General features: G+C 63.9%; 24 protein-coding genes and 1 riboswitch. Of the genes, 17 read left to right on the top strand and 7 right to left on the bottom strand.

Translation table 11 applies throughout. The annotated features are described in order from the left end of the window. Positions 1–12 precede the first annotated feature (12 nt). Both LDO41_RS11335 and LDO41_RS11330 read left to right on the top strand, forming a co-directional pair. A complete protein-coding gene (locus tag LDO41_RS11335; RefSeq protein WP_223987600.1) occupies positions 13–1,188 on the top strand; it encodes an esterase-like activity of phytase family protein in 1,176 nt (391 codons plus the stop codon). Between the two features lie 38 nt (positions 1,189–1,226). Continuing rightward, entirely contained in the window at positions 1,227–1,598 is a 372-nt protein-coding gene (locus LDO41_RS11330) for a cupin domain-containing protein (protein WP_223987597.1), read from the top strand. 13 nt (positions 1,599–1,611) lie between these two features. Here LDO41_RS11330 and LDO41_RS11325 read toward each other — a convergent pair whose 3' ends face one another. Continuing rightward, entirely contained in the window at positions 1,612–2,784 is a 1,173-nt protein-coding gene (locus LDO41_RS11325; protein WP_223987595.1) for an SMP-30/gluconolactonase/LRE family protein, read from the bottom strand. Positions 2,785–2,901: 117 nt separating this feature from the next. On the opposite strand from LDO41_RS11325, the gene LDO41_RS11320 reads away from it, so the two are divergent. Continuing rightward, on the top strand, positions 2,902–3,852 hold the full coding sequence (locus LDO41_RS11320) for a LysR family transcriptional regulator (protein ID WP_223987578.1): 951 nt from the start codon (positions 2,902–2,904) through the stop codon (positions 3,850–3,852). A 44-nt stretch (positions 3,853–3,896) separates the two neighbouring features. Here the strand turns inward: LDO41_RS11320 and LDO41_RS11315 are convergent, their stop codons facing one another. After that, positions 3,897–4,685: an SDR family NAD(P)-dependent oxidoreductase gene (locus LDO41_RS11315; RefSeq protein WP_223987575.1), complete on the bottom strand. Its 789-nt coding sequence runs from the start codon at positions 4,683–4,685 to the stop codon at positions 3,897–3,899. Positions 4,686–4,811: 126 nt separating this feature from the next. Here LDO41_RS11315 and LDO41_RS11310 point away from each other — a divergent pair, with 126 nt between their 5' ends. Continuing rightward, the gene (locus tag LDO41_RS11310) at positions 4,812–5,714 is read left to right on the top strand and encodes a LysR family transcriptional regulator (RefSeq protein WP_223987572.1); all 903 of its coding nucleotides are present in this window, start codon (positions 4,812–4,814) and stop codon (positions 5,712–5,714) included. Positions 5,715–5,724: 10 nt separating this feature from the next. On the opposite strand, the gene fliD is transcribed toward LDO41_RS11310, so the two are convergent. Then, entirely contained in the window at positions 5,725–6,537 is an 813-nt protein-coding gene (fliD, locus tag LDO41_RS11305; protein ID WP_223987570.1) for a flagellar filament capping protein FliD, read from the bottom strand. A 173-nt stretch (positions 6,538–6,710) separates the two neighbouring features. On the opposite strand from fliD, the gene LDO41_RS11300 reads away from it, so the two are divergent. Continuing rightward, positions 6,711–7,208: an outer membrane lipoprotein gene (locus LDO41_RS11300; RefSeq protein ID WP_223987552.1), complete on the top strand. Its 498-nt coding sequence runs from the start codon at positions 6,711–6,713 to the stop codon at positions 7,206–7,208. Positions 7,209–7,218: 10 nt separating this feature from the next. Here the strand turns inward: LDO41_RS11300 and LDO41_RS11295 are convergent, their stop codons facing one another. Further along, complete coding sequence (locus LDO41_RS11295) at positions 7,219–8,109, bottom strand: AraC family transcriptional regulator (RefSeq protein WP_223987535.1); 891 nt, start codon at positions 8,107–8,109, stop codon at positions 7,219–7,221. Between the two features lie 123 nt (positions 8,110–8,232). Here LDO41_RS11295 and LDO41_RS11290 point away from each other — a divergent pair, with 123 nt between their 5' ends. Beyond that, a complete protein-coding gene (locus LDO41_RS11290; RefSeq protein WP_223987531.1) occupies positions 8,233–8,778 on the top strand; it encodes a carboxymuconolactone decarboxylase family protein in 546 nt (181 codons plus the stop codon). On the opposite strand, the gene LDO41_RS11285 is transcribed toward LDO41_RS11290, so the two are convergent. After that, positions 8,759–10,021, bottom strand: coding sequence for an MFS transporter (locus LDO41_RS11285; RefSeq protein ID WP_223987487.1), 1,263 nt, complete (start codon positions 10,019–10,021; stop codon positions 8,759–8,761). The genes LDO41_RS11290 and LDO41_RS11285 overlap by 20 nt on opposite strands. Positions 10,022–10,145: 124 nt before the next feature. Here LDO41_RS11285 and LDO41_RS11280 point away from each other — a divergent pair, with 124 nt between their 5' ends. Continuing rightward, positions 10,146–10,949, top strand: a complete 804-nt coding sequence (locus LDO41_RS11280) for an AraC family transcriptional regulator (RefSeq protein ID WP_223987484.1) — start codon at positions 10,146–10,148, stop codon at positions 10,947–10,949. Positions 10,950–11,051: 102 nt separating this feature from the next. Next, on the top strand, positions 11,052–12,356 hold the full coding sequence (locus tag LDO41_RS11275; RefSeq protein ID WP_223987481.1) for a chloride channel protein: 1,305 nt from the start codon (positions 11,052–11,054) through the stop codon (positions 12,354–12,356). On the opposite strand, the gene LDO41_RS11270 is transcribed toward LDO41_RS11275, so the two are convergent. Continuing rightward, entirely contained in the window at positions 12,357–12,797 is a 441-nt protein-coding gene (locus LDO41_RS11270; RefSeq protein WP_223987478.1) for a histidine phosphatase family protein, read from the bottom strand. It abuts the gene before it with no gap. A 20-nt stretch (positions 12,798–12,817) separates the two neighbouring features. Further along, positions 12,818–12,901: riboswitch (adenosylcobalamin (AdoCbl) riboswitch) on the top strand. Between the two features lie 45 nt (positions 12,902–12,946). Here LDO41_RS11270 and LDO41_RS11265 point away from each other — a divergent pair. The 8 genes from LDO41_RS11265 to LDO41_RS11230 all read left to right on the top strand — a co-directional run bounded on the left by LDO41_RS11265 (position 12,947) and on the right by LDO41_RS11230 (position 22,528). Further along, positions 12,947–13,171, top strand: coding sequence for a CbtB domain-containing protein (locus LDO41_RS11265; RefSeq protein WP_223987460.1), 225 nt, complete (start codon positions 12,947–12,949; stop codon positions 13,169–13,171). Between the two features lie 38 nt (positions 13,172–13,209). Further along, positions 13,210–13,905 carry a CbtA family protein gene (locus LDO41_RS11260; protein WP_318036284.1) on the top strand — a complete coding sequence of 232 codons (696 nt, stop codon included), beginning with the start codon at positions 13,210–13,212 and terminating at the stop codon, positions 13,903–13,905. Between the two features lie 111 nt (positions 13,906–14,016). Continuing rightward, positions 14,017–16,092 carry a TonB-dependent siderophore receptor gene (locus LDO41_RS11255; RefSeq protein WP_223987438.1) on the top strand — a complete coding sequence of 692 codons (2,076 nt, stop codon included), beginning with the start codon at positions 14,017–14,019 and terminating at the stop codon, positions 16,090–16,092. Then, entirely contained in the window at positions 16,092–17,702 is a 1,611-nt protein-coding gene (locus LDO41_RS11250) for an ABC transporter substrate-binding protein (RefSeq protein WP_223987435.1), read from the top strand. Before LDO41_RS11255 ends, LDO41_RS11250 begins: the two co-directional genes overlap by 1 nt. Then, entirely contained in the window at positions 17,699–18,757 is a 1,059-nt protein-coding gene (locus tag LDO41_RS11245; protein WP_223987432.1) for an ABC transporter permease, read from the top strand. The genes LDO41_RS11250 and LDO41_RS11245 overlap by 4 nt, the downstream gene beginning before the upstream one ends. After that, the gene (locus LDO41_RS11240; RefSeq protein WP_223987429.1) at positions 18,757–19,560 is read left to right on the top strand and encodes an ABC transporter permease; all 804 of its coding nucleotides are present in this window, start codon (positions 18,757–18,759) and stop codon (positions 19,558–19,560) included. Before LDO41_RS11245 ends, LDO41_RS11240 begins: the two co-directional genes overlap by 1 nt. Next, on the top strand, positions 19,557–20,960 hold the full coding sequence (locus LDO41_RS11235; RefSeq protein WP_223987427.1) for an ABC transporter ATP-binding protein: 1,404 nt from the start codon (positions 19,557–19,559) through the stop codon (positions 20,958–20,960). The genes LDO41_RS11240 and LDO41_RS11235 overlap by 4 nt, the downstream gene beginning before the upstream one ends. Before the next feature lie 182 nt (positions 20,961–21,142). Further along, positions 21,143–22,528: a Fic family protein gene (locus tag LDO41_RS11230; RefSeq protein WP_223987423.1), complete on the top strand. Its 1,386-nt coding sequence runs from the start codon at positions 21,143–21,145 to the stop codon at positions 22,526–22,528. A gap of 42 nt (positions 22,529–22,570) precedes the next feature. Here the strand turns inward: LDO41_RS11230 and LDO41_RS11225 are convergent, their stop codons facing one another. Then, complete coding sequence (locus tag LDO41_RS11225) at positions 22,571–24,292, bottom strand: P-loop NTPase fold protein (RefSeq protein ID WP_223987420.1); 1,722 nt, start codon at positions 24,290–24,292, stop codon at positions 22,571–22,573. Between the two features lie 248 nt (positions 24,293–24,540). On the opposite strand from LDO41_RS11225, the gene LDO41_RS11220 reads away from it, so the two are divergent. After that, the gene (locus LDO41_RS11220) at positions 24,541–25,500 is read left to right on the top strand and encodes an isopenicillin N synthase family dioxygenase (RefSeq protein ID WP_223987417.1); all 960 of its coding nucleotides are present in this window, start codon (positions 24,541–24,543) and stop codon (positions 25,498–25,500) included. Position 25,501 lies beyond the last annotated feature (1 nt).

The following is a 25,501-nucleotide window of genomic DNA, read 5'->3' as shown; positions in this document are numbered from 1 at the left end:
ACCACACCGCACATGCCTGCAATTTCTTCCCCACGGACTGTCCCGACGACGTTGAAGACGATGCTGGCCGCGTTCTGCGCGCTGACCCTGCTGACCGCCCCGCTTGCTCACGCGGCCGAACGCGCGGTCGGCACATTGCGCTTTATCGGCGAACAGCGCATCGCCTCCGGCGAGATGTTTCGCGACACCGAGGTCGGCGGCCTGTCCGGCCTCGACTACGACCCCACCTCCAACACCTGGATTCTGGTCAGTGACGATCGCTCGGAAAAGTCGCCGGCGCGCTTCTACACGGCAAAGCTCGATCTCGATGCCGACGCGTTTCGCGGCATTTCGCTGACCGGCGTGTCTGTCTTCACCCAGCAGGACGGCAAACCCTATCCGTCGCGCCTGCGTCAGGTGTTCGCGCGCGGCGAGATCGCGGACTTCGAATCCATCCGCATCGATCCGACCGATCAGACGCTCTGGTACACGAGCGAGGGCGATTGCCTGACCACACATCGCGACCCGTCGATCACGCATGGCTCCGCGACCGGTGCGTTCATCAGTCGCATCGAACCGCCGTCAATGCTGCGGCTCTGCAATCCCATCGGCAGCGGCTCGCGCTTCAACGCAACGTTCGAAGGCCTGACGTTCTCGGCCGACGGCCGCACGTTGTGGGCCGCGATGGAGGGCCCGACGCACGAGGACGGCCCGCTGCCCACGCCGGAGCGAGGCGCCTTTGGGCGCGTCACCGAATTCGGCCGCGACGGCGCTGTGCTGCGGCAGATTGCCTATCCAATTGATGCGGTAGTGCCGGTGCCGGCCAAGGGCAAGCACGGCGAGAACGGCGTGTCCGACATGCTGGCGGTGGATGACCACCGCTTTCTGATGCTCGAACGCGGCGCCGCGCAGGACGAGAACGGTCGTTGGTCCAACGACATCCGCATCTACGAGATGGATGTCCGGGACGCCACCGACGTGCGCGAGATCCCCGCGCTGCGCGAAGGGGCGTTCAAGCCGGCCACCAAGCGCCTGGTGCTCAACCTCAAGACGCTGTCGCTACAGCGCCTGGACAACCTCGAAGGCATTGCGTGGGGACCTAAGTTGCCCAACGGTCACGACACGCTGGTGCTGGTATCCGACGACAATTTCCACCCGCCGCAGATCACGCAATTGCTGGCGTTCGAGGTACTGCCGCCGGTAAACTGACGCGCTTTCGCGATATCAGCTTCCCAACCTGCATGACCATGACCACAGCTCCTGCCCTGATCGACTTTCGCGCGGACCCGGCGCCCACGCATGACCGCCCGAGCCCCGACCGTCTGGTCATCGGCAACCCCGATCGCACCACCTGGACGCACTACAGCGCCGAGCGCGGCGACTTCGACTGCGGCATCTGGGCCTGTGAACCCGGCGCATGGCGCATCGTGTTCCCGCCAAGCAAGGAAGAGTTCTTCCACGTGATCAGCGGTCGCGTGCGTATCACCGATCAGGCAGGCAACGCGCGCGAGTTCGGCCCCGGCGACGCCTGCGTGATTCCGTCCGGCTTCGAAGGCACCTTCGAAGTGGTCGAGGCCGTGCGCAAGTACTTCGTGGTGCTGGACCGCAGCGCCGGCTGACCCTCTCGTTACCTCAGCGCGTCGGCGCGGGCTTGGCGTCGATCTTCACGCGGAACAGCGAATACGGCTTGCTCCGCAGGTCCTTGCCGCCGTTGAAGCCCGGCATCCGATGCAACTGGTTCGCGGTGAAGTACAGATAGCCGTCGGGACCGATCGACATCGTGTCCGGCCACAGCGCGCGCGGATCGTGCACGATGGTTTCCCAACGGCCATCGGGCAGGCGCTTGCGAACGCCATTGTGCTCATAGTCGGTGGCGTACACCGCGCCATCGGCATCGGCCTCCAGGCCATCCGACGCCCCCTTCTCGCCAAGGTCCTTTACCGCGGACGCGATCCGCGCATCGGTCGCCGCCGGATCGCGCAGCAATGGCGTCGGCACCGCGTACAGGTGGCGGCTCGACAATGGTGAGAAGTACAGCGTATTGCCGTCGGCGGACAGCGCAATGCCGTCCGATGCCACGCCGAACGGGCTGGTTTTGCCATCGGCCGCGCGGTTCATCATGGTCTTGCCTTCCACGACTGGCACAAACGACTTGTCCACCGACGTCGACACATCGCCGCTCAACCGGCGCATGGCACGGCCGCTGGCAATATCGACCACGATGATCGCGCCCGGACCGGACACCGATGAATCGGTGACGTAGATCGTGCCGGCTTGACCGGTGCGGAAGTCGAAGCGCATGTCGTTCACATAGGTGCTCGGCAGGATCACCTCGGACGGGAACACGATCGACTTCACGATCCTGTTGGTGGTCAGATCGACCGCGACCAACCGTGCGCGACCGGGAATCGGTGCGGAGAACCCGGGCGCGGCGGTATCGAGGATCCAGACCTTACCCTGGCCATCGGCCACGACACTCTGCACGCTCAGAAAGCCTTGCGGGTTGTCGGCGCGATTGATCGCCGCATCAGGGTAAGGGACCACTTGATTGCCGCGGATCTCGCCGACCGTGAACGGCACATCGTCGCCCCAGCGCGGGAAGTTGACAAAGATGCGGCCGGTCTCGGTGACGGTCACGCCGGTCGGCATCGCACCGCGGAATGCAAAAACCTGCTCGAGCTTGCCCACATTGCGCTCCGCCGGCAGCATGGTTACCGCGGGATTGGCAGCCAGCGCCAATGGCGCGGCGAGTGCGAGTGCGGCTGCGAGATGAGAGAACCGTGGGAACGACGACTGGGCTTGCATGATGACCTCGGCGAAAAAGCTGATTGCGATGGATCCATCTTGGCCATCGCCAACTGAATCGGAAAGAGGCAAAATCGGGCAGCACTTTCTCTATCCAAGTGAAAATGAGCCCTACCCATGATCCGCATCGATGACCTTGCCCTGTTCGTCCGTTCCGCCGCGCTCGGCAGCTTTTCGGCCGCCGCGCGCGAGATCAACCTGTTGCCCGGTCAGGTCAGCGCCGCGATTCAGCGGCTGGAGCGCGACCTTGGCATTCGGCTGTTTGCGCGCTCCACGCGCAGCCTGCGGCTGACCGCCGACGGCGAGCAATATCTGCCCTATGCGCAGGGCGCGCTGGAGTCGCTGCGCGAAGGACATGAACGCGTGCACGCGGAGACCGCGGCGATCAAGGGCGTGTTGCAGATCGCCGCGCCCTCGGATCTGGGCCGCAACGTGCTGCTGCCCATGCTCACCGACTTCCGCCGCGCGCATCCGCAACTGACGCTACGACTGTCGTTCTCGGACCAGGTGGCCGATGTGTTTCGCGACCCGATTGATGTGGCGCTGCGCTACGGCAACATGGAAGACTCGAGCTACGTCGCCATGCCGGTCGATCCGGGTAACCGCCGCGTGGTGGTGGCATCGCCGGCCTACCTTGCCGCGCATGGCGCGCCGGCTTCGCTCGACGCGCTGACATCGCACACGTGCCTGCGCTTTATGTTGCACGGGCGCGTGTACGACAAGTGGACGTTCCAGGAAGACGGCAAGCGCCGCATCGTGGCGGTCTCGGGACCGCTGGTCAGCGACGATGCCGATATCGTGCGGCGCTGGGCCGTGGCCGGTGAAGGCATCGCGTACAAGTCGCGGCTCGATGTCGCGGAAGATCTTCACGCGGGCCGGTTACTACCACTGCTGGAAGAGGACGTACTCGGTGATGCCATCCCACTGAACCTCGTATGTCCCCATCGCAAGCAGTTCTCGCCGGCGATCCGGTTGTTGCATGCGTGGTTGCAGGAACGCGTGGGCCGGCATTTTCCGGCCACCGACAAACCAAAACGCGCGACCGGAGGCCGCGCGCGCAAGGCTTGATGTGTGGCGTTTGACTTGTAGCGATTGTTAGCGCTCGCTTCGCCTCAGATCAGCATGCCGCCTGACGCCTCGATGCGCTGGGCGTTGATCCACTTGGTACCAGGCGCGAGCAGCGCCGCCACCACGCCGCCGATATCGTCGGGCACACCGGCGCGCCCAAGCGCCGTGAACGATGCGACCATCGCATTGACCTGCGGGTTGTCGCGCAGGACACCGCCACTGAAGTCGGTGGCAATCGCACCGGGGGCGAGGGTATTGACGCTGATATGGCGCGCACCGAGTTCCTTCGCCATATAGCGAGTGAGCACTTCCACTCCGCCCTTCATCGCGCCGTACGCGGAGTAGCCGGGCAACGCGAAACGTGCGAGGCCGCTCGAGACGTTGAGGATGCGGCCGCCGTCGGCAATCAGCGGTAGCAGCTTCTGCGTCAGGAAGTACGGCGCCTTCAGGTGGATGCGCATCAGTTCGTCGAACTGTTCCTCGGTCGTTTCTTCGATCAGCGAATGCATGCCGATACCCGCGTTATTGACGAGGTAGTCGAACTGCGTGCGCTGCCAGTCGGCGAGTACTGACTTCACGTTGGCGGCAAACGCCGCGAACGTCGTGCTATCGCCGACGTCGAGCTGCAGCGCCGCCGCGCGGCGACCTTCGGCCTGTACCGCCGCTACGGCAGCCTCGGCTTCCGCGCGGTTGCTGTGATAGGTCAGGATGATGTCGGTACCCGCGCGCGCCAGATGTTCGATGGCGTTGCGACCGAGGCCGCGGCTGCCACCGGTTATAAGGGCGATGGGGGCGATGGGGGCGGAGGGATTGGTTTGTCTGGCTTGGTTCATGATGGGATCCTTTTGTCGGGCATCGGCAAATCGATGCGTTGATCCCACTGTATTGCGCCATCGAATCGGAATAAACTACGCGCGAGCGATATAACCGTTCACGCTCCGTGAACAATAACAAGCACTATGGACAGTCTCGACACGCTTCGCATCTTCCTGCGCGTCGCCGATCTCGGCGGTTTTGCGCGCGCTTCGGCCAGCCTCGAACTGTCGAAGGCCGCAGTCTCGATGGCGGTGCAGCGGCTGGAAGCGTCGCTCGACACGCAGCTATTCCATCGCACCACGCGCAAGGTTCAGCTCACACCCGATGGCCAGGTGTTTTACGAACGCGCGCGCGATCTGCTCGACGATATGGATGAGTTGCACGGCATGTTCCGCCATGGCAAACATGCGTTGAAGGGTCGTTTGCGCGTCGATATGCCAGCGGGCGTGGCGCAACAGATGGTGTTACCGCGCCTGCCGGAATTCCTCGCCGCGCATCCGGACCTGTCGATCGAGATCAGCGGTACCGACCGGCGCGTGGACCTCGTACGCGAAGGGTTCGACTGCGTGATTCGTATCGGTCCGCTCGAGGACAGCAGCCTCGTGGCCCGTCCGCTGGGCACACTGCCGTTGCTGAACTGCGCGAGCCCCGACTATCTGCGCGCCTATGGCACGCCGCGCACCGTGGCGGACCTTGCCAGCCACCGCCTCATACATTTCGTCGGTACGTTCGGTCAGCGCTCGTCGGGATTCGAGTATGTGGAGGATGGGAGCACCGTGGCGGTGCCAATGCAGGGCGCGGTCACCGTGAACAACGGTCACTCGTACGAGGCCGCGGCGCTCGCGGGGCTGGGCATCGTGCAGGCGCCTTCGCACACGATGCGCCCACTCATCGACGCGGGCGTGCTGGTGGAGATCCTGCCCGACCTGCAACCGGCCGCGATGCCGGTGACGCTGCTGTACGCACAGCGGCGCAACCTGCCACTGCGCGTGCGCGCATTTATGGATTGGGTGGCGACGCTGCTGTCGCCCTTCCTGCGAAGTTAATCCGAACCTTTTAGCCCTTCAGCACTGCGAGCTGATCCGACATGAATGCGCTAGCCACGCCCATGTCGTTGTAGAGCAGGCTCAAGCGCTGGAACTGCGCGCGATAGCTGGCCATCAGCGCCGTCACGCGATCGGACTCGTCGTCCTGGCTGTGGCCAAGCATCGTCAGCATGTCGCTGGCCTGACCGAACGCCTGCGTAAGCGGGCTGTCCTTGCCCGTCAACGTGGTAGTGAGCGCCGACATACGACCGCTCAGCCCCGACTTGCCGTCGTCGCCCACGAAGAACTGACGCACGCCGCCCGGGTTCGATTGGATGGCCGCGTCAAGCTTCGCGTCGTCGAGCGTGAGCGTGCCGTCGTTGTCGAACGACAGGCCCATGTCCGCGAGCGAGCCGCCGGAGGTATCCGAGAACGCCTTGCGCAACTGCGTCTGCACATCGCCGAGCGCTTTGTCGCCGAACAGCGCCGCCCCCGTCTTGGCATCCTTGTCATAGGCGCTGAGACCCGACACCACCTTCTGCGTGGCGTTGTACGAATCCACGAACGACTTCACCGCCGCCTTGATCTTGGCCGCGTCGGGCTTGGCCGTGATGGGATCGTCGCCCACCGGGTCGAACAGCCCCGCCTTGCCGAGCCCGGCCGCCGCGCTCTTGAGGCTGCTGAGCGCGTTGATGACCTTGCCATAGCCGGAAAGCTTGGCCGAGTACGACTTCTCTTGCTGCGCGAGGTTGGCCGCGCGGCCGCCCTGTTGGCGCTGGATGGTCGCCATCAACGAGTCGAGGTTGACGCCAGCAAGCGATCCGAGCGAAGAGGAAGTAGCCATGGGGAGCTGAGGAATCGTGATTGACATGCGAATAACGGTTACTTGTGCAGACAACTTTAGCGTCACTTGGTGACTTTTTGCCTCACCGCACTGATACCTCCGATATTTCTCATTTTCGGCTCATTCTCGGTGGGTACATTTGTTTTCAACAAACACTTGTCAGGGGAAACAAGATGAACACCACCACCGCTCAACGTACTGTCCGTGCCGGCCTGATCGGCGTCATCATGGTTTCGACGCTTGCCGTCACCGGCTGCGCCAGCCTCAATCCGCAGGAACCGATCTACTCGGCTTCGCAGGTGCAACGTGCCGACTACGTGCAGACGGCACGCGTCGAATCGGTCCGCCCGGTGCTGATCGACAACAGCTCGCAGGCTTCGAGCCTGTTCGGCACCATCGGTGGCGGCCTGCTCGGCGCCGTTGCCGGCAGCGCCATCGGTCATGGCCACGGCTCGCTGCTTGCCGGTGTCGCCGGTGGTCTTGGCGGCGCACTCGCCGGTAACGCGATCCAATCGCACGTCGAACGCACGCAAGGTCTCGAGATCACCGTGCGCACGCCGGACGGCCGCCTGCAATCGATCACGCAACCGGCCTCGGCCGGCGGGTTCTACCCGGGCCAGCCGGTCCGCCTGATCTCCGGCTACGACGGCACCACGCGCGTTGCGGCATAACGCCCGCGCGTCAGCGCTCCGCTTCGGCGCGCAGCCATTCGCGCGGTGACTGGCCGACCTTGGCCTGGAACGCGCGCGACAGTGCCGACGGATTGGCATAGCCAAGTTCGTCGGCCAGCAGCTTGACCGGGGTGCCATCGCGCAGGCGCGCCTGCGCGAGGCTGACCCGCCAGTCGGTCAGATAGTCCGCGGGCGTCTGCCCCACCACCTCGCGAAACGTCGCGGCGAAGGCACTGCGCGACATACCCGCGCACGCGGCCATGCGCTCGAGGTTCCACGCATCGCCGGGCGCCTCGTGCATGGCGATCAGCGCGCGCGCCAGCCGCGCATCGGACAACCCCGTAATCAGCCCAGGCTGGATGCCAGCCTCTTCGGGATGATCGAGCAGCCAGCGCAACAACTGAATCAACACCACCTCGAACAACCGATCGGCCAGTAGCCGCTGACCACAACGCACCTGCTCGGTCTCGGCAAACAGCAGCGCCAGCGCTGGCGACAAGCCCTCCACGCGCGCGAGCGGCAACGCAATCAGCGGCGGCAAAGCGCGCGCGATCGGATTCATCGCGCCGCCCGCGAACTCGAGCGTCGCGCACGTGAACTGCGAGCCATCGGCCGGTGGGTTGTGGAATCGATGGACCGCATAGCGCGGATAGAACAGCAGCGTCGGTTCCTTGACGTGCAGGCGGCGCGGCAAGCCGCGCGTGGTGTGCGTGATCTCCATCTCGCCTTCGCGCATCACGTGCAGAAAGCCTCGTCCCTTCTCGTCGAACGTGGTCAGCCCACAGAGCGCACCCGTATAGAACAGATGCGCGCGCACACGAAATCGTTCGAGGACGGCAGAGAGACGGTCTTGGGCGGGAGCAGGATTGGCGGCGGGGTCGGCAGACGGTTTGGCAGACATTTCGCTGGACGAATTGATACGAAGTCTGGACGAATTGTATCCGAACGTACAACGCTGACAACCATACTGGGTTCCACGGACGGCAGCCGCTGTTCACAACCACCGCAACGATAGGAACCCATCATGACCGCACGCACTCCCCTGCTCGACCAGCAATCCGCCCCCGCCGGCAGCGTCGACACCCTTGCCCAGATTCATGGCGCCTTCGGTACCACGCCCAACATGTTCCGCGCCGTGGCCAACTCGCCCGCCGCGCTCAAGTCGATGTGGGGCGCGTTCGGCGCGCTCGGTGGCGGCGTGATTCCCGCGCAGCTGGGCGAGAAGATCGCCGTCGCGATCGCCGATCGCAACCGCTGCGAATACTGCCTGGCCGCGCACACCGCGCTGGGCCGCAAGGCCGGCGCCTCGTCCGCCGACATGAGTGCCGCGCAGGCCGGCCGCTCGGAAGATCCGAAGACCGCCGCAGCGCTGACGTTCGCGCTCAAGCTCGTCGAGCAGCGCGGCCAGCTCGCCGCCGACGACGTTACGGCTGTGCGCGCGGCCGGCTTCAGCGACGAGGAAGTGGTCGAGATCGTCGCGCACGTGGCGCTGAATCTGTTCACCAACTACATCAACGTCGCGCTCGACGTGCCGGTCGATTTCCCCGGCGTCAAACTGACCGCGCGTTGATCTGTATGCGCTCCCCTCTCCCGCCGGGAGAGGGCCTGGGGGTGAGGGCAACGCCCTCCCCAACGCGCACACTGCGCCCGGCAAACAAGCCCACCGCGGCCATCAACACCCCCACCGTCACGCACAGCAGCAGCGGCACCGCCCAATGGCCCGAGCGATCGTGAAGCAGGCCGACCAGCGGCGGCCCCGCGGCCGCGAGCAGATATCCCACGCATTGCGCCATCCCCGACAGCGCTGCTGCCTGACCGGCGCCCGAGGTCCGCAGGCTGATAAATGCCAGCGCGAGAATCAGTCCGCCACCGGCGCCAAAGCCAAAGCAGAGAATCCACAGCATGGCCCACTTCGGTGCCAGCAGCAGCCCTGCAAGACCCACCGACATGCTCAACGACAACACCACCGCAAGCGCGCGCTGATCGCGCAGACGCGGCACCAGCGGAATCAGCAGCAAGCCCGGAAACGCGGTAGCCAGCAACAACACGCCATGAAACGACCCGGCTTGTTCCGCGCTATAGCCGCCATCGCGCAGGATCGCCGGCAGCCAGCTCACACCGACGTAGTACAAGAAGCAATCGAGCCCGAGAAACAGCGTGACCTGCCACGCCAGCGGCGAGCGCCACAGCGCGCGCGATGACGACTCGGCGGTCGCGGCGCTTGGCGCTGCGGCGCCGCGTGACAGTTGCGGCAGCCAGGCGACCGCGGCAACTGCCTGCAGCACCAGCGCGGCCGCGGCGACGAGGCGCCAGTCGAAGCCCGCCAGATGCGCCAGCGGCACGGCCAGCGCGGAAGCACTCGCTGCGGCGATGCCCATCGTCAGCACATACACCGCCGTCAGCGCGGCCACGTGTTGGGGAAAATCGCGCTTGAGCAAACTCGGCAGCAGCACGTTGCCGATCGCAATGCCGCTGCCGATGATCGCTGTACCTATATAGAGCAAGGCCACATGGCCGCCCGAGCGCACCGCGATGCCCATCGCGACAATGCCGAGCGCAAGAAACAGCGCGCGCTCAAGCCCGAGCTTGCGCGCCACGCCCGCCGCAAATGGCGACACGGCGGAGAACGACAGCAGCGGCAGCGTAATCAGCAGGCCGGCCTGCGTGGCACTCAGATCGAAGGTCTGCTTCAGGGTTTCGAGCAGCGGCGCGATGCTGGTGAATGGCGCGCGCAGGTTCGCCGCAAACAGCAGGATGCCGGCAAGCAGGATCACTTTGGACCGGGTATGGGTCTGCCTGGTATCGGATGTCATGTCAGGACTCTCATGGGGTTGGCAACATGGGAGTGAGCTTATCGATGGCAGCACGCGAAGAATTTAGCTATCCTGACAAAACATCACCAAATCCAGTCAACCCAACATCCCGCCCCCCCAACACATGTCCACCCTCTCCCATATGCGCGCGCAGAACGATCTCGATCGCATCGTGCAGCCCGCTATCGCCTTGCGCATCCAGGCGCTGCGCGGCGACGAGGATGAGGGCATGCATCACCATCGCAAGGGCCAGCTCGTGGTGGCCCTGCGCGGCAGCGTGATTTGCGAGGTGCCAACCGGGCTGTGGATGGTGCCGCCGCATTGCGGGGTATGGATTCCGGGCGGGCGCCCGCACCTGATGCGCGTTACCGCCGATACCGACCTGTGCCTGCTGTGCGTGGAACCGACCGCCGCAGCCTTGCCCGACGAGTGCTGCACGCTATCGATCACGCCGCTGCTGCGAGAACTGATCCTGCGCATTGCCGCCGACCCGCAGAACTATGACGCGGACAGCCGCACCCACCGGATGGTCGGCGTGCTGCTCGAAGAACTGGGGCAGATGCAGGTCGAACGGCTCTACTTCCCGATCTCGCAGGATGCAAAGCTGCGCCGCATCGCCGACGCATTGACCGCGCATCCCGACGATCGCCGCACGGCAGGAGAGTGGGCCGATCATGTTGCGGTCAGCGAGCGCACGCTCACCCGGCTGATTCTGCGCGAAACCGGCATGACGTTTGGCCGCTGGCGACAGCAGTTGCATATCGTGGTGGCGCTCGGCAAGCTCTCGGCCGGGGCACGCGTGCAGCGTGTGGCCGAGGATCTCGGCTACGAATCGGTCAGTGCGTTCATCACGATGTTCCGCAAGGCGATGGGCAAATCGCCGGCACGTTATTTTGCGGAGACGGCCACGGCCGATGAGCGGCGATGAGTGGTGAGGCGTGGCGATGAGTGCGACGATGCCGCGTAGAGCCACTTACCTGTCGTCGATATGGCACCATGCGGTGCGCCATCCGCTCCTTCTATCCCTCGCATGAAGCCTAACGACACCGCTCCGCTCGCCGCCAGCGCCTCCACTGGCATCACGTCTGCCCCACGCTTTTCGATCAAGCTCGGCGTCGTGGCCATCCTGACGGGTATCGGCTCGGGCCTCGGCGGCATGCTGCTGGCACTGCTGCTGCACAAGATCCAGCATATGGCCTATGGGTACAGCCTTGATTTCACCATCGGCACCGAGAGTTTCCTGGTCGGCGTGACGCATGCCTCGGCGCAGCGACGCCTCTTTGTGTTGATGGGATGCGGTCTGGTCGCGGGCCTGGGTTGGTGGCTGATCTACCGCTTCGGCAAACCCATCGTCAGCGTCAAGCAGACCGTGGATTCGGATACGCGCCCGATGCCGCCCGGTACGACCATCGCGCATGCGGTGCTGCAGATCATCACGGTTGCGCTGGGCTCGCCGCTGGGCCGTGAAGTCGCGCCGCGGGAAATCGGCGCGTTGTTCGCCAGCTGGCTGTCCGCGCGCACCGGACTCACGTCCGAGCAACGCCGCATGATCGTCGCGTGCGGCGCGGGCGCCGGCCTTGCGGCTGTGTACAACGTGCCCCTCGGTGGCGCCGTGTTTACGATGGAGGTGCTGCTGATCACGTTCAGTTGGCAGGCCGCCTGCCTGGCGATGGCCACGTCCGCCATCGCCGCCGGCGTGGCATGGCTGGGTATCGGCGCGGAGGTGCAGTACGTCGTGCCAACCTTCCTGCCGACCGCGAGCCTCGTAGTGTGGGCGCTGATCTGCGGGCCGCTGTTCGGCCTTGCCGGCCACGCCTTTATCCAATTCACCAATGTCGCGCGCAGCCGTCCCGCACGGGGCTGGCGCCTGCCGGTGTATGCGTTCGTCAATTTCACGATCATCGGCGTGCTGGCGATGTACTTCCCGCAACTGCTCGGCAATGGCAAGGGCGCGGCACAGCTTGCGTTCGACAGCCACGTCGCGATCGGGCTTGCCGCCACGCTGCTAGTGCTCAAGGTCCTGATCGTCGCGGGCAGCCTGCGCGCGGGGGCGAGCGGCGGCCTGCTGACGCCGGCGCTGGCCAATGGCGCGCTGATGGCGATCGTGCTCGGCGGGCTGTGGAGCTATGCATGGCCCGGTGTGCCGCTCGGCGCGTTCGCGCTGGTCGGTGCCGCGGCGTTCCTCGCCACCTCGCAACGCATGCCGCTGACAGCCGTCGTGCTTGTGGCCGAGTTCACGCAGGTCAATCACAATTTCCTGGTGCCGATGATCCTCGCGGTGGCCGGATCGGTCATGGCCAGCCGGGTGTGGGAGTCGCGCGGGTTGGGCAAATAATCAGAGTTGCACGCGCCAGTGGCCCTGCCGCATCGACAGTACGGTCGTCGATTCCGGCGCAATATCGAGATGCCAGAACGCGGACGCCGGTGCCTGCAACACATGCAGCACGCACGCCTTGACGACATTCGCGGGCACGATGACCTGTGTATGACCGTCGGGCCAGTCCTTCGCCGCAAACCATTGCGCAATGCGCAGGCACAGCGCGCGTATCGACTCGCCACCGTGCCCATCGAAGTCCGGGTCCGAGAGCCAGCGCGCGAGCGCGTCGGGCTCGGCCTCGGCGAGCGCTTTCAGCGATCGTCCGGCCCATCTGCCGTAGTCCACTTCCCGGAGCGCGGGCTCGCGCTGCGCGGCGTGTGTTTCATCGGCGACGGGGAACACGCCGGCACGCATGGCGGCGGAGGCGGGCTGGCATAGCAACGTGAGTTGGACGGTCATGCTCTACAATGGCACCCAATTTCGATGCGAGGAAGCCGGTGGAAATCCGGCACGGTCGCGCCACTGTATCCCATGCGGCATGGGGAGTCAGACCTTCCATCGAAGCCCTGCCATCCATCTCGGAACGCGTCATTCCACAAGGAGTCTTCATGCACGCCAGTGCTACGTTCGATTCAGCCCTTTCGCCCGCCTTCGAACCCGTTTCGATTCCCGTGCGCGAATTGCTGCCCTGGGCCATCTTCGGCAGCATCCTGCTGCTGCTCGCGATCTATTTCGTGGGCGTGGAAGAAGGCGCCGCGGCGATCTTCAACACGATGTACGTGCACGAGTTCGTCCACGACGGTCGCCATCTGCTCGGCTTCCCCTGCCACTGACGGGCGCCGTTATGGTCAGAAGTCTGTTGATACGCGGCATGATCGCGGGATTTCTTGCGAGCCTGCTGGTCTTCGCCTTTGCCAAGGTTTTCGGTGAGCCACAGGTGGAAGGCGCCATCGCCTACGAAGAGCGCATGGAACACGCCATGGGCGGCAGCCACGCCCATGAAATGCCGGAGCTCGTGAGCCGCGAGGTGCAGTCGGGGCTGGGCCTGTTCGTCGGTCTGGCCGTGTTCGGCAGCGCCGTCGGCGGGTTGTTCTCGCTGGTGTTCGCGTATGCGTACGGGCGCATCGGACGGATAGGTCCGCGCGCGCTGTCGGCCGCGATGGCGCTGCTTGGCTTTATCACGATCGTGCTGGTGCCATTTCTCAAGTACCCGCCCAATCCGCCCTCGATCGGTGATCCATCGACGATCGGCAGCCGCACCGCGCTGTTCTTCACGATGATCGTGCTGTCGCTGGTGGCACTTGCGGTGGCGCTCGTACTCGCGCGTCGACTCGCAAACCGCCTGGGCACATGGAATGCCACGCTGGCCGGCGGTACCTTGTTCCTCGTGCTGATTGGCCTTGCCAGCGCCCTGCTGCCCGACGTCAACGAAATCCCCGAAGCGTTCTCGGCCTCGCTGCTCTGGCAATTCCGCGTTGCCGCGTTCGGCCTGCAGGCCGTGCAATGGGCCGCGCTGGGCATCCTGTTCGGCGCCTTCGCGCAACCGTTGCTTTCACGCCGCGCATAACGTCCCAACGAAATTTTCTATTAGGCCGCGCAACGTTCGCTGCTACTATATGCAACTTTGTTGCAATAGCCAGACAACATGCGCGCGCCTCGAATGTCTTCTTGCCGATTCATGCCAACCTCGCTGGCACTCGCCGCGTCACTGCTCGCGGCGCAGGCCGGTGCCGAGGAGGCCCGCCTGCCGGAGGTCGTGGTCACCGGCGTCGCGGAAGACAGCTACGCCCCGCGGTACGCCACCGGCGCCACCCGTACCGAGACACCGTTGCGCGAGATTCCGCAGTCGGTGCGCGTGCTGCCGCGCACGCTCGTCGATGACATCGGGGCCACGCGGCTGGACCAGACCTTCGACTATGCGAGCGGCATCTCGCGCCAGAACGGCTTCGGCGGACTGTGGGACAACTATGCGATCCGCGGTTTCAGCGGCAACGAGAACACCGGGGCTGGCTACCTCGTCAACGGTTTTGCCGCCAATCGCGGCTTTACCGCGCCGCGCGATACCGCGACCATCGAGCGCATCGAGGTGCTGAAAGGCCCGGCGTCTTCGCTCTATGGCAGCAGCGATCCGGGCGGCATCCTCAACATCGTCACGCGGCAACCGCAGTTCAAGCCGGCGCAGACGTACGAGATCGAGACCGGCAACTACGATCACTATCGCGGCGTCGCCGATATCACCGGGCCGCTGGGCGAGAACGTGGCAGGCAGGCTGATCGCCGTGGCCGACCATGACGGCAGCTCGCGCGACTTCATCAACAGCCAGCGCTACCTGCTGGCGCCGTCGATCACGTGGGCTGTCGGTCCCAACACGATCATCGAGTACACGGCCGAGATCCAGCGCTACACGGTGCCGCTCGATCGCGGCGTAGTCGCCGTGAACGGTCAGCTTGGCGCGGTGCCGCGCTCACGCTTTCTTGGCGAGCCGAACGACGGCGATATCCGACTCGATAGTCAGTCTCACCAGTTGACGGTCGAACATCAGTTCTCGGAAAGCTGGAAGGGACGCGTGGCGATGGCCTATCGCGGCGGGAGCCTCGAAGGGTTCTCCACCGAAGCCACCGCATTGCAGGCCGATGGCCGCACACTGACGCGCCAGCGCCGCTATCGCGACTTTCAGTCAGACGACGTGTCGCTGCAGGCCGATGTCACCGGCAAGTTCGCGACCGGTCCGATCAGGCACGAGCTGCTGCTTGGCATCGACACCTATCGCTTCAGCACGAGCCAGGTGCTGCTGCGGCGCAACCCCAGCGCGGCGGCGCCCTATGCCATCGATATCTATTCGCCGGTGTACGGTCAGACGCCGCCGTCGCTGCTGCCAAACACCAATACCTACGAGCGTCAGACCAACGTCGGCTTCTACACGCAGGACCAGATGCAGCTGGGCGAGCGCTGGCGCGTGCTGGCGGGCGCGCGTTTCGACGTCTTCAACCAGTCGCTCGATAACCGCCTGCGTACCACCAGCACCGGCCAGCATCAAACCGCTGTGTCGCCACGCATCGGCGTGACCTACCTTGCCAGCCAGAACGTTGCGCTGTTCGCCAACGTCAGCCGCTCGTTCCGTCCCAATGCCGGCAGCGACGCCAACGGCAATGCGTTCTCGCCCGAACGCGGCCGCGCGCTGGAAGCCGGCGTGCGCTTCGATACGACCGATCGCCGCACCAGCGCCACGCTCGCCGTATTCGACATTCACAAGCGCAATGTGCTGACTACCGATCCGCTCGATCCGTCATTTCAGATCGCTGCCGGCGAGGCGCGCAGCCGCGGCGTGGAGCTCGACGTGGCCGGTCAGATCACCACGCATTGGCGTGTGACGGGCAACTTTGCCTTCACCGATGCCGAGATCACGCAAGACTCGCGACTTGCGTCAGGCACCCCGCTGGCCAACGTGCCGCGTACAAGCGCGAGCCTGATGGCGATCTACGAGGATCAGGCGCCAATCGGCCAGCGTTACGGCGTGGGGGGCGGCGTGCGCTACGTCGGCACGCGCCCCGGCGATACGCAGGATTCGTTCTCGCTGCCTACCTATACGCTGGCCGATCTGCTGGCCTATTGGCAGTACAGCAAGACGGTGCGCGTATCCCTGAACGTCGACAATCTGTTCGATCGCACTTACTACGCGAATTCGTATAGCAGTGTGTGGATTGCGCCGGGGCTGGGCCGCGCAGTGCGTGTGGGGCTGCGGCTTAGCTATTGATGGCGATGCTCGCTTATCCAACGCCCCCCTTGTCCGCCACGCGCCGTCGCCTGCTGCGTGCCGCGATGATGTCGCCGCTGGCTGGACTGGCAGCGGCATCAGTAGATGCGCACGCGCATTCCACTGCCTCAGCCCCCGCGGCATCGCGCAATGCCGTGCGTGTGATTGGTCCGTGGGAGCTGTCGAGTCTCGATCCACTGCGCAATGGCTATATGTTCGCGCGCATGCAGGTCACGGAGACGCTCGTCGACTACGACCTCTCCGGGATGCCGGTGCCGGGGTTGGCCGCACATTGGAGTGTCTCGACCGATCGGCTGCTATGGCGCTTTACGCTGCGGCGCGATGCGCGCTTCCATGACGAGACGCCGGTACGCGCGGCCGATATCGTTGCCGCGCTTGCGCGTGCGCGCCATGCCGCAGGGGTGCTGTCGCGCGCGCCGATCGCCGAGATTTTCGCCAGCGGCGGGAATGACGGCGAAAGCGTAAGCATTCGGCTCACACGTCCGTTCTCACCACTGCTGGCATTGCTGTCGCACAGCAGCACGCAGGTACTCGCGCCAGCATCGTTCGGACGCGATGGCAACGTGCGCACGATCGTCGGGTCGGGTCCGTACTGCGTTGTCGAGCTCGCGCCCCCGCAGCGCTTTTCGATCGTGGCGTTCGCCGGTTGGCGCGGTGCGCGGCCGGTGGTGAAAGAGGCCTCGTATGTGTCGGTCGGCCGCGCCGAGATGCGCGCGTTGATGATCGAGAATGGCCAGGCGGATCTTGCCTACGGCCTCGACCCCGGCACCATTGCACGGCTGCGCGGCGCTACGCACGTGCGCATTCACGCGGTCACGATTCCTCGCACCACGCTGTTGAAGCTCAACGTGGGGCATCCCTATCTTTCCGACGCGCGCACACGGCAGGCGTTGTCGCTGGCGCTCGATCGGCGCGGCATTGCCACCGCGATCCTGCGCGATCCGGCGCTTGCCGCGACGCAGCTGTTTCCGCCGTCGCTGCCGGGTTGGCATGATCCGGAGTTGACGCCATTGGGGCATGACATCGAGGCGGCGCGGCAACTGCTGCGCGCCGCGGGTTGGACGCCCGGTGGCGATGGCGTCTTGCAGCGCGGCGATGCGCGCTTTGCGCTCACGCTGCGGACGTTCCCCGACCGGCCGGAGTTGCCGGTCATCGCCACGGCCATTCAGGAGCAGTTGCGACTTGTGGGTATTCAGGTGCGTGTGGCCGTTGGCAATTCCAGCGACATTCCATTCTCGCATCGCGATGGTTCGCTCGAGATCGGCCTGTTTGCACGCAACTACGGCGTGGTACCCGATGCGTTCGGCGCGGTGGCGCAGGACTTTGCGGGCAACGGTGGCGACTGGGGCGCGATGGGTTGGAGCGCGCCCGCCGTGGCGAACGCACTCGCGGCATTGCCGGCCACTGTTGATATGCAGCAGGCTCAGGCGTTGCGAGGCCAGATTGCGGCGGCGCTGCAACGCGATCTGCCGCTCATTCCCGTGGTGTGGTATCGGCAGACGCTCGCGGCAAACCCGCGTCTTGCCAATGTTTCGATCGACCCGTACGAGCGGACCTATCGCTTGACGCAGCTGCAGTGGCAGACATGAACGAGCCATCCGTAGTGCTTCCTGAATCCGTGGCGTCAGGCCCGGCATTGCATGCAACTTCCGACGCGCAGTCGCCGCCGCATGTCGCCACGCGCGCGGTCGCGCGCATCTTGCTCCAGCGTGGCATCCAGGCGCTGATCGTGGCCGCGCTGGTCGGCACGCTGAGCTTCCTGATGATGCGCCTGCTGCCCGGGGACATGGCCTTCCGCGTCGCGGCCGGCCGTTACGGCTACGACATGGTGACGGCGCAGGCGGCGGAAGCCGTCCGCGTGGAACTTGGCCTGGGCCTTCCCTGGACGCAGGCGCTGCTGAACTGGTGGCATCAATTGCTGCACGTCGACCTCGGCCTGTCCGCGGTCACCGGCGCGCCGGTGGCACAGGAGATTGCCCATCAGCTCGGTCACACGCTGACGCTCGCAATTGCCGCGCTGGCGGTATCGTGTGCGATCGCGGTGCCGTTAGGCTTTGTCGCAGGCCTGCGCGCCGGTGGCGCACTCGATCGCGCCACACTCGTGGCATCGGTGCTACTGCGCGCGATGCCGCCGTTCGTGCTGGGCATCGTGCTGGTATCACTGCTGTCGTTCGACCTCAGACTGATTCCCGTTGGCGCGTCGCACGAGCATGGCGGTTTGCTCGCGCCGGCCATCACACTCGGCCTGGGCCTGTCGGCCACCGCCATGCGCGTGGCACGCGATGCGATGGCCGCGGTGACCGAATCTGCCTACTTCCGCTTTGCGCAGACCAAGGGCCTGAGCGATCGCGATGCACTACTGCGACATGGCGTGCGCAACGCCGCCATTCCGCTCGTGGCGTATCTCGGCGTGCAACTGGTGTTTCTCGTCGAAGGCGTGGTTGTGATCGAGACGCTGTTCGCGTGGCCGGGCATCGGCCACGCACTCGTCCATGCGATCTTCGGCCGCGACGTACCGATGATCCAGGGCACCGCGATCGTGATGGGCCTGATGTTCGTGGCCCTCAATACGCTGGTCGATCTCGCGTGCACGTGGATCGATCCGCGCCTGCGGCTACGCGGGTTTCGCAAGGAGGGCCTGTGATGACGCGCTTCCGCTCGCCGCAGCATCTCTGCGGCCTCACGCTGCTGGTGCTCCTCGTGGTGTTCGCGCTCGCCGGCCCGTGGGTCGCGTCGCGCGCGCCGTTCGAGCAGAACCTGTACGGCATTCTGCAGGCGCCGAGCCTCCACGAGCCGCTGGGCACCGATCATCTCGGCCGCAGCATGCTCGCGCGGCTGGCCAGCGCGAGTCGGTTGTCGCTGGGTCTTGCCGTGCTGAGCGTAATGACCGCCGCAATCCCCGGCACTCTGCTGGGCCTGTTGGCCGCGTGGCGCGGCGGCTGGACCGCGCGCATCATCGGCGCCGGTGCCGATGCGGTGCTGGCACTCCCCGGTCTGCTGCTCGTGCTCTTGCTCAGCGCGTTTGCACCGGGCGCATTCTGGCCACTGTATGTGGGCCTGTCGCTAGTGCTATGGGTGGAGTATTTCCGCGTCACGCGCGCCTCGGCTGCGGTACTGCTTGCGAGCGAGCACGTGGAAGCCGCGCGGCTGCTGGGATTCGGGCCGCTGCATGTGCTGCGCCATCACGTACTGCCGGAGCTCCTGCCGCTGCTCGCCACACTGATGACTTTCGGCGCGAGCGCCGCGGTCCTTGCGCTCGCCGCAATGGGCTTCGTCGGCCTCGGCGCGCAACCGCCCGCAGCCGAGCTTGGTCTGATGATGACCGAGCTACTGCCTTACGCGGCCGAGGCGCCATGGATCATCGCGTGCCCGATCGTCGTGCTGACATTGGCCACGTTGACGCTCGTGCTGCTTGGCGGCGGAGCGGACCGGAAGAGATTCGCATGACTGCGCTGCATAATCTGCTCGATGTCGACGCGCTCCGCGTGGAAAGCGCGAGCGGCTCGCTGCTGGGACCTGTCACGTTCACGCTGCAGGCAGGCCGCGCCCTCACGCTGCTTGGCGAAAGCGGCTCCGGAAAAAGCCTGCTCGCCCAAGCCATCATGGGCACACTGCCGCGTGGATTGCGCGCGCACGGACGCATTGCGCTGGCGGGTCGGACGTTCGATGCCAACGACAGCAAAGCACGCCGTGCGTCCTGGGGTCACGAGATCGCACTGTTGCCGCAGGAGCCATGGGTCGCGCTCGATCCCACCATGCGCGTCGGCACGCAGCTCGCGGAAACCCATGCACTGGTAGGCCGCAAGGCAGGCGCCGACGCGTGGAGCCACACGCTCGACGAGTTGCGCACGCTCGGCATCGGCCACACCGCTCGCGCATGGCCCATCACGCTATCCGGCGGCATGGCGCAACGCGCCGCGTTCGCGATCACGCGTGCCGGTGGCGCACCGGTACTGATCGTCGACGAGCCTACCAAGGGCCTCGATCACGCGTCCCGCGACGAAATCGTGGCGCGACTGCGGCAAGCGCTCGAAGCCGGCTGCACCGTGCTGACAATCACGCACGACATCGCGGTTGCGCGCGCCCTCGATGGGGATGTCGCGATAATGCTCGCGGGCCAGATTGTCGAGCGCGGCGAAGCTAACGCCGTGTTGACGCAACCGTCGCATGCCTACACGCGTGCACTAATCGCGGCCGACCCTGAATCGTGGACCACACACGCGGTGTCCCATCCCGGTGAAATGGTCCTTCAGGCGACGCACCTGCGCAAACGCTTCGGCCCGCGCGAACTGTTCCGGAACCTCGACCTCACACTCCACGCCGGCGAACGCGTGGCTGTCACGGGCCCGAGCGGCAGCGGCAAATCCACCCTCGGCAATATCCTGCTGGGCCTGCTCGCCGCCGACGACGGCGCCGTCCACCGCCACGCAACCATTGACCGCGTGCGCTACCAGAAGATCTACCAGGAGCCGACGTCCGCATTCGCCCCCCGCCGCGCCATCAGCCACGCGCTGACGGACCTGTGCAAACGCCACCGCCTGGATCAGGCACGCATCGCCCCGCTGATGCAGCAGATGCGCCTGCCGCCCCCGCTACTCGCCCGCCTGCCCAACGAAGTCTCCGGCGGCGAACTGCAACGGTTCGCACTGCTACGCGCCCTGCTACTCGACCCCGTCTTCCTGTTCGCCGACGAACCGACCTCCCGTCTGGACCCGATCACCCAAAAGGAAGTCATCGACACCATGGTCAACATGACGCGCGAGCGCGGATGCGCGCTGATGCTGGTGACGCATGATCCGTACATTGCTGGAAGCGTGGCGATGCGGAGGGTGATGCTAGAAGCATAATTAAGACACGAATCTGCTCACGAATCTGCTCAATCCATGAAGAATCTGCTCAAATCTGCTCAAATCTGCTCACCCACCTGCGAAATAAAGTAACTTATAGTTATCTTTATACGCAAATTTGCTTACAATCTGCTCAATATCGTCTAATCTGCTCATCACACTGAGCAGATTTGAGCAGATTCATGAACAGCGTGACGCCCGAGCAGGTACTGCAAGCTATCGAACGACTCGCGACGAAGGGCCAGCTACCCGCCTCGTCCAGCGAGATCGTCCATGAGGCGCGCGGCAGTTCAGCCACCGTTCGGCGCCACCTGGAGGCCCTCAGCGCCAGCGGGCATTTGATACGCACGGGTCGCGCAAGGGCCACGCGATATACGCTCGCGCAGCCGGTGCGAGCGCGTGTCACGCCTCCAGCGCCGGCCCCCCAGGGAGCAACGGAGCCAAGTCCGAAGCCCAATCTCTACGCCCAACCCGACTGGTCACAGGCATCCACCGTTCTACGCGAACGGCTGAGCGCGCCCCTCGGCGCGAGGGATCCTGTCACTTATCACCGCGACTTTGTCGACGGCTATCGTCCTAACGAGAGCTTCCTGTTGCCGCAGGCCTTGGCTGAGGAGCTATATCAGGCCGGCCGCCTCTCGGGGCAGCAGCCGGCGGGAACCTACGCGCGCAAGGTCTTCGAACAATTGCTGGTCGATCTGTCGTGGTCGTCTTCTCACCTCGAGGGCAACCGATACACGCTGCTGGCAACGAAAGAGTTGTTCGAGCGCGGCGTCGATGGTGACGACGCCGATGCGCAGATGCTGCTCAACCACAAGCGAGCCATCGAGTTCCTCGTGGAAGGAGTGCCCACACAAGGCCTGACAACAGCGGTATTGCGCAACCTGCATGCCACCTTGATGGAGGCCTTGCTGGCAAACGACGACGCGCTAGGGGCCATTCGCAATACCGTCGTGAATATCAGCGACACGGTGTACGTACCCGCGCAGGTGCCCGCAGTGCTGCAGGAAATGTTGCAGGCGATTGTGGGCAAGGCGCGCCTCATCAAGAACCCGATCGAAGGCGCCTTTTTCCTCTGGGTGAACATTGCCTACCTGCAGCCATTCGAAGATGGTAACAAGCGAACGAGCCGGCTGGCAGCAAACATCCCGTTGATGCTCTACAACTGCGCACCGTTGTCCTTCCTCGACGTCGATCCGTCTGACTATGCGCAAGCGATGCTCGGCATCTACGAACTGCGCGACACATCGGCTGCAGTCGATCTGTTCACCTGGACTTATCGCCGATCCATCAAGAAGTACACGGTGGTGAAGGACTCGTTCGCCGCACCAGATCCCCGCCGCCTGCGCTATCGGCCCGCTATTGAGGAAGCCATCAGGATGATCGTCATGGAACGAAAGTCCGCATACGCGGCAATCGAGGCGTTGCGGTACACGGAAGACAAGGCACCCGGCTTTGCCGCGATGCTGACCGATACGCTCGAGGCGCTGGGAGAGTACAACTGTGCGCGGTTTCGGCTAACGCCGGACGCCACAAAGGAATGGGTGGATGCCGGGCGACCGATGTGAGGCGAGGAATCGGTAACTCTTGCCTGACAGTGCATCACGCCGTTATGGCGCCGTCGGAATCGGTGCTGACTCGAAACTCCACCGAGTCCCTCTTAGAAGTTGCGGGAAGCGAAGGGTGGACATTCCCCTGGATTCGCCATCTATCGCGAGCTCTCGGTAGAAAATTGCATATCGTCGGTCTGCATCGGGACGATCCAAGACATAGCGTAGCGCTTGTCCTATTGGCCCATTCCAATTTTCGTCCACCTCGTCTAGCCACGCTTTGAGAAACAGTACCCCCAGCCAGAAGACGTCCCGCTCGTCTGAGCCAAACACAAACTCGAAATCTTCCCTTGTCGCACGTTGCACCGCGTCATAAATGTCCGCCGACAGATAGAATCGCTTGTCGGTCGCGTCCAGCAACGCCTTCTTGAGTTCCAGAAGCCCGCGGAAATCATGCTCTTCGAGTTGGACGGGTGGTGCCACCGGCTTGATCCGGCTCATGGCGAGTTTTGTGTAGAAACGTTCCTCGGCGTCGGACGCGATTTTTTCCAGATAGGTAATACCTCGATGAGAAAAACCGTTGCTTAATTTTCCAAGCCGCCTACCGTCGAGGTACTCAATCTTCTTCATCAATGCGTCACCGCTATCGATGATTTGATCGACAGAAATTACAGGTGACCAGAAGATGCTCTTGTGAAGCTCATCCGCCTCCTCTCGCACACGTCTTCGCATCCAATAATGGCGGAGTTCAGTCTCGACCAAGGCCCCGGTACTGACATGGAGAGCGACTAGACTAAAGAATTCCGGCTCGACCTTTCCGAGGTAGCTGGCTAGCATATCTTCCGGTGGATAAACCGGCTCGCGATGCCTGTTGTTGGTTTGCTCTTCGCCGCGGGAAAGAAGCGTCTCAACAACCTCCGCAAGCAGCGGCCACCCCGGTAAAGCTTCATAGAACAGGCCCGTCGCCACCACGATCGCAGGCATCGTCTCCTTGACTATGGCACCGAACCCCGTTGATGGTTCCTGTCCCGCAAAGATGTGGCCCGCGGCCTCGACAATGCGCTCGGCTACTCGAATATTGGTGATTCCAAACCGTACATATGCCTGCCTGAGCTCTTTCTCAAACGCAAAGGACGACTTTCCATAGGCAATATCGAACGCTTCTTGCACAGACGGCCTGACTTCCAGTTCAACATTGAATGCTTTCTCCCGAAACGTCTTCAGTTCTTTGCTCGCGTCATCTCGAATCCTTTCGTCATTGAAGAGAACGACGACCTGGGCTCCCGCTCCTCGCAAAAAATCTATCAGACCGAGAATTGCCACGATTGTCAGGAGCCCGCCTCGCCTCTCCATGTCATCAAGGATGATTCGTCTGCCTGCCAGATGCTTGTTCGTATAGACATCGGTCAAGGCCGTCATAGCCGACGCGCCGACTTTTGCTGCAGCACCCACCCCTGGAACATAAGTTCCCACAAACTCGAATAGGCCGGTGCCAAGCGCACCCATAACTTTTCCGGCCGTGGAAAGGGTTGGCGCCGATTCATCCATCATCGACGTCAGCAAGCTTTTTCGAATGTCTTCAACCGAGTTCAAGCCGAAGAGCGAGCAGTAGATGCCCGCTCGTGTGTTTGGTTCGCCTGCAGCTTCCTTAAGCCATTTCTCGGTCTCCAACCATAGATGTGTCTTGCCGCTACCCCACGGGCCCTTTACCGCGATAACTGGAAATCGCTGAGGCTCGCTCAAGCACTTTCTAAATGCCTTCTGTGCGGCAGCATGGTCCATTAGGACTCCTCTCCCATTGAGTAGCCTAGCCACTCGGATGAAATCCGAACGGCCCACGTCAAGGAACATCGAAACACCAAGAATTCGGGCGCAAAAGCGCCTGACAAGGGTAGTCAACTTGCGCGACTCTGGTATCCGGCAAAAGGTGGAGAAATTTCTAAACCCTCATACGCGCGAGTTCAATCGGTAACTGCAGGTATCGGGGAAACGGGCAGCCTCCTATGATGTCTCCAGACATCGGAGACATCATGGCCATCCCCGTTATCGACATCTCGCCCCTATTGACCCCGAATCATCCGGCTCGTCACGAGGCCATCGGCAGGTTGAAGGACGCGCACATGAATGCCGGCTTCTCGGTGCTCGTTGGGCATGGCATCGATCCCGGCGTCATTGCCGCCCTGCTCGATGCTTCGCGGCGATTTCATGAGCTGCCGTTAGAACAGAAGCTTGATATCCGGTATCGATCGAGTCTGCGTGGCTTTCTGCCGATGGGTACCTCGACGCTGGCGAAGTCCACGCTGGGCACGGCACGCAAGCCGAATTGCAGTGAGTCGTTTATTGCGCAGTCCGACCTGCCTGAGGCTCTGCGATCGCGATGGTCTCATTCTCCGTTAGGCGGCACGCAACCGTGGCCTGCCGATCCGGCGGATCTGAAGGACGTGGCGCTGCGCTACCGTCACGACGTCAGTGCCTTGGCTGCGGCGTTGATTCCCGCGTTTGAAGAGATGCTCGCACTTCCAACTGCTACGCTCTCGAGCCGCTTCTCGCCCGCCCACGTCTTCTTGCGTTTATTGCACTATCCTCCGGCTCCCGTGAGGGAAGCCGACAGCTATGGCTCCGCGCCGCACACCGACTACGGCTGCCTGACGCTCGTTGCGCAAGATGACGTCGGTGGACTGCAGGTGCGTGCCGAGGATGGCGACTGGATCGATGTACCGGACATCGCTGGCGGGCTGGTGCTCAATAGCGGGCAAGTCCTCGAGGCCTGGAGCGGTGGGCGAATCAAAGCAACGCCGCATCGCGTTCTCAACAATCAGGACCGCTCCAGATATTCGATCGCGCTGTTCTATGACTGCGCAATCGAGACACAGGTCGAATGCCTCGTTCCGGCTACTGAACCCTTCTCTTCCAATTGCCTTGGCAAGCAATACGGCACCCATCTGGGCGAGTTTCTGAAAGCCAATTACAACTTTCAACCGGAGCCGTGAC

Source organism: Cupriavidus pampae, from assembly GCF_914271485.1.
GTDB lineage: Bacteria > Pseudomonadota > Gammaproteobacteria > Burkholderiales > Burkholderiaceae > Cupriavidus > Cupriavidus pampae.
Note: the sequence above shows the minus strand (reverse complement) of the source record. Positions and strands in the feature narration are given on the sequence as shown.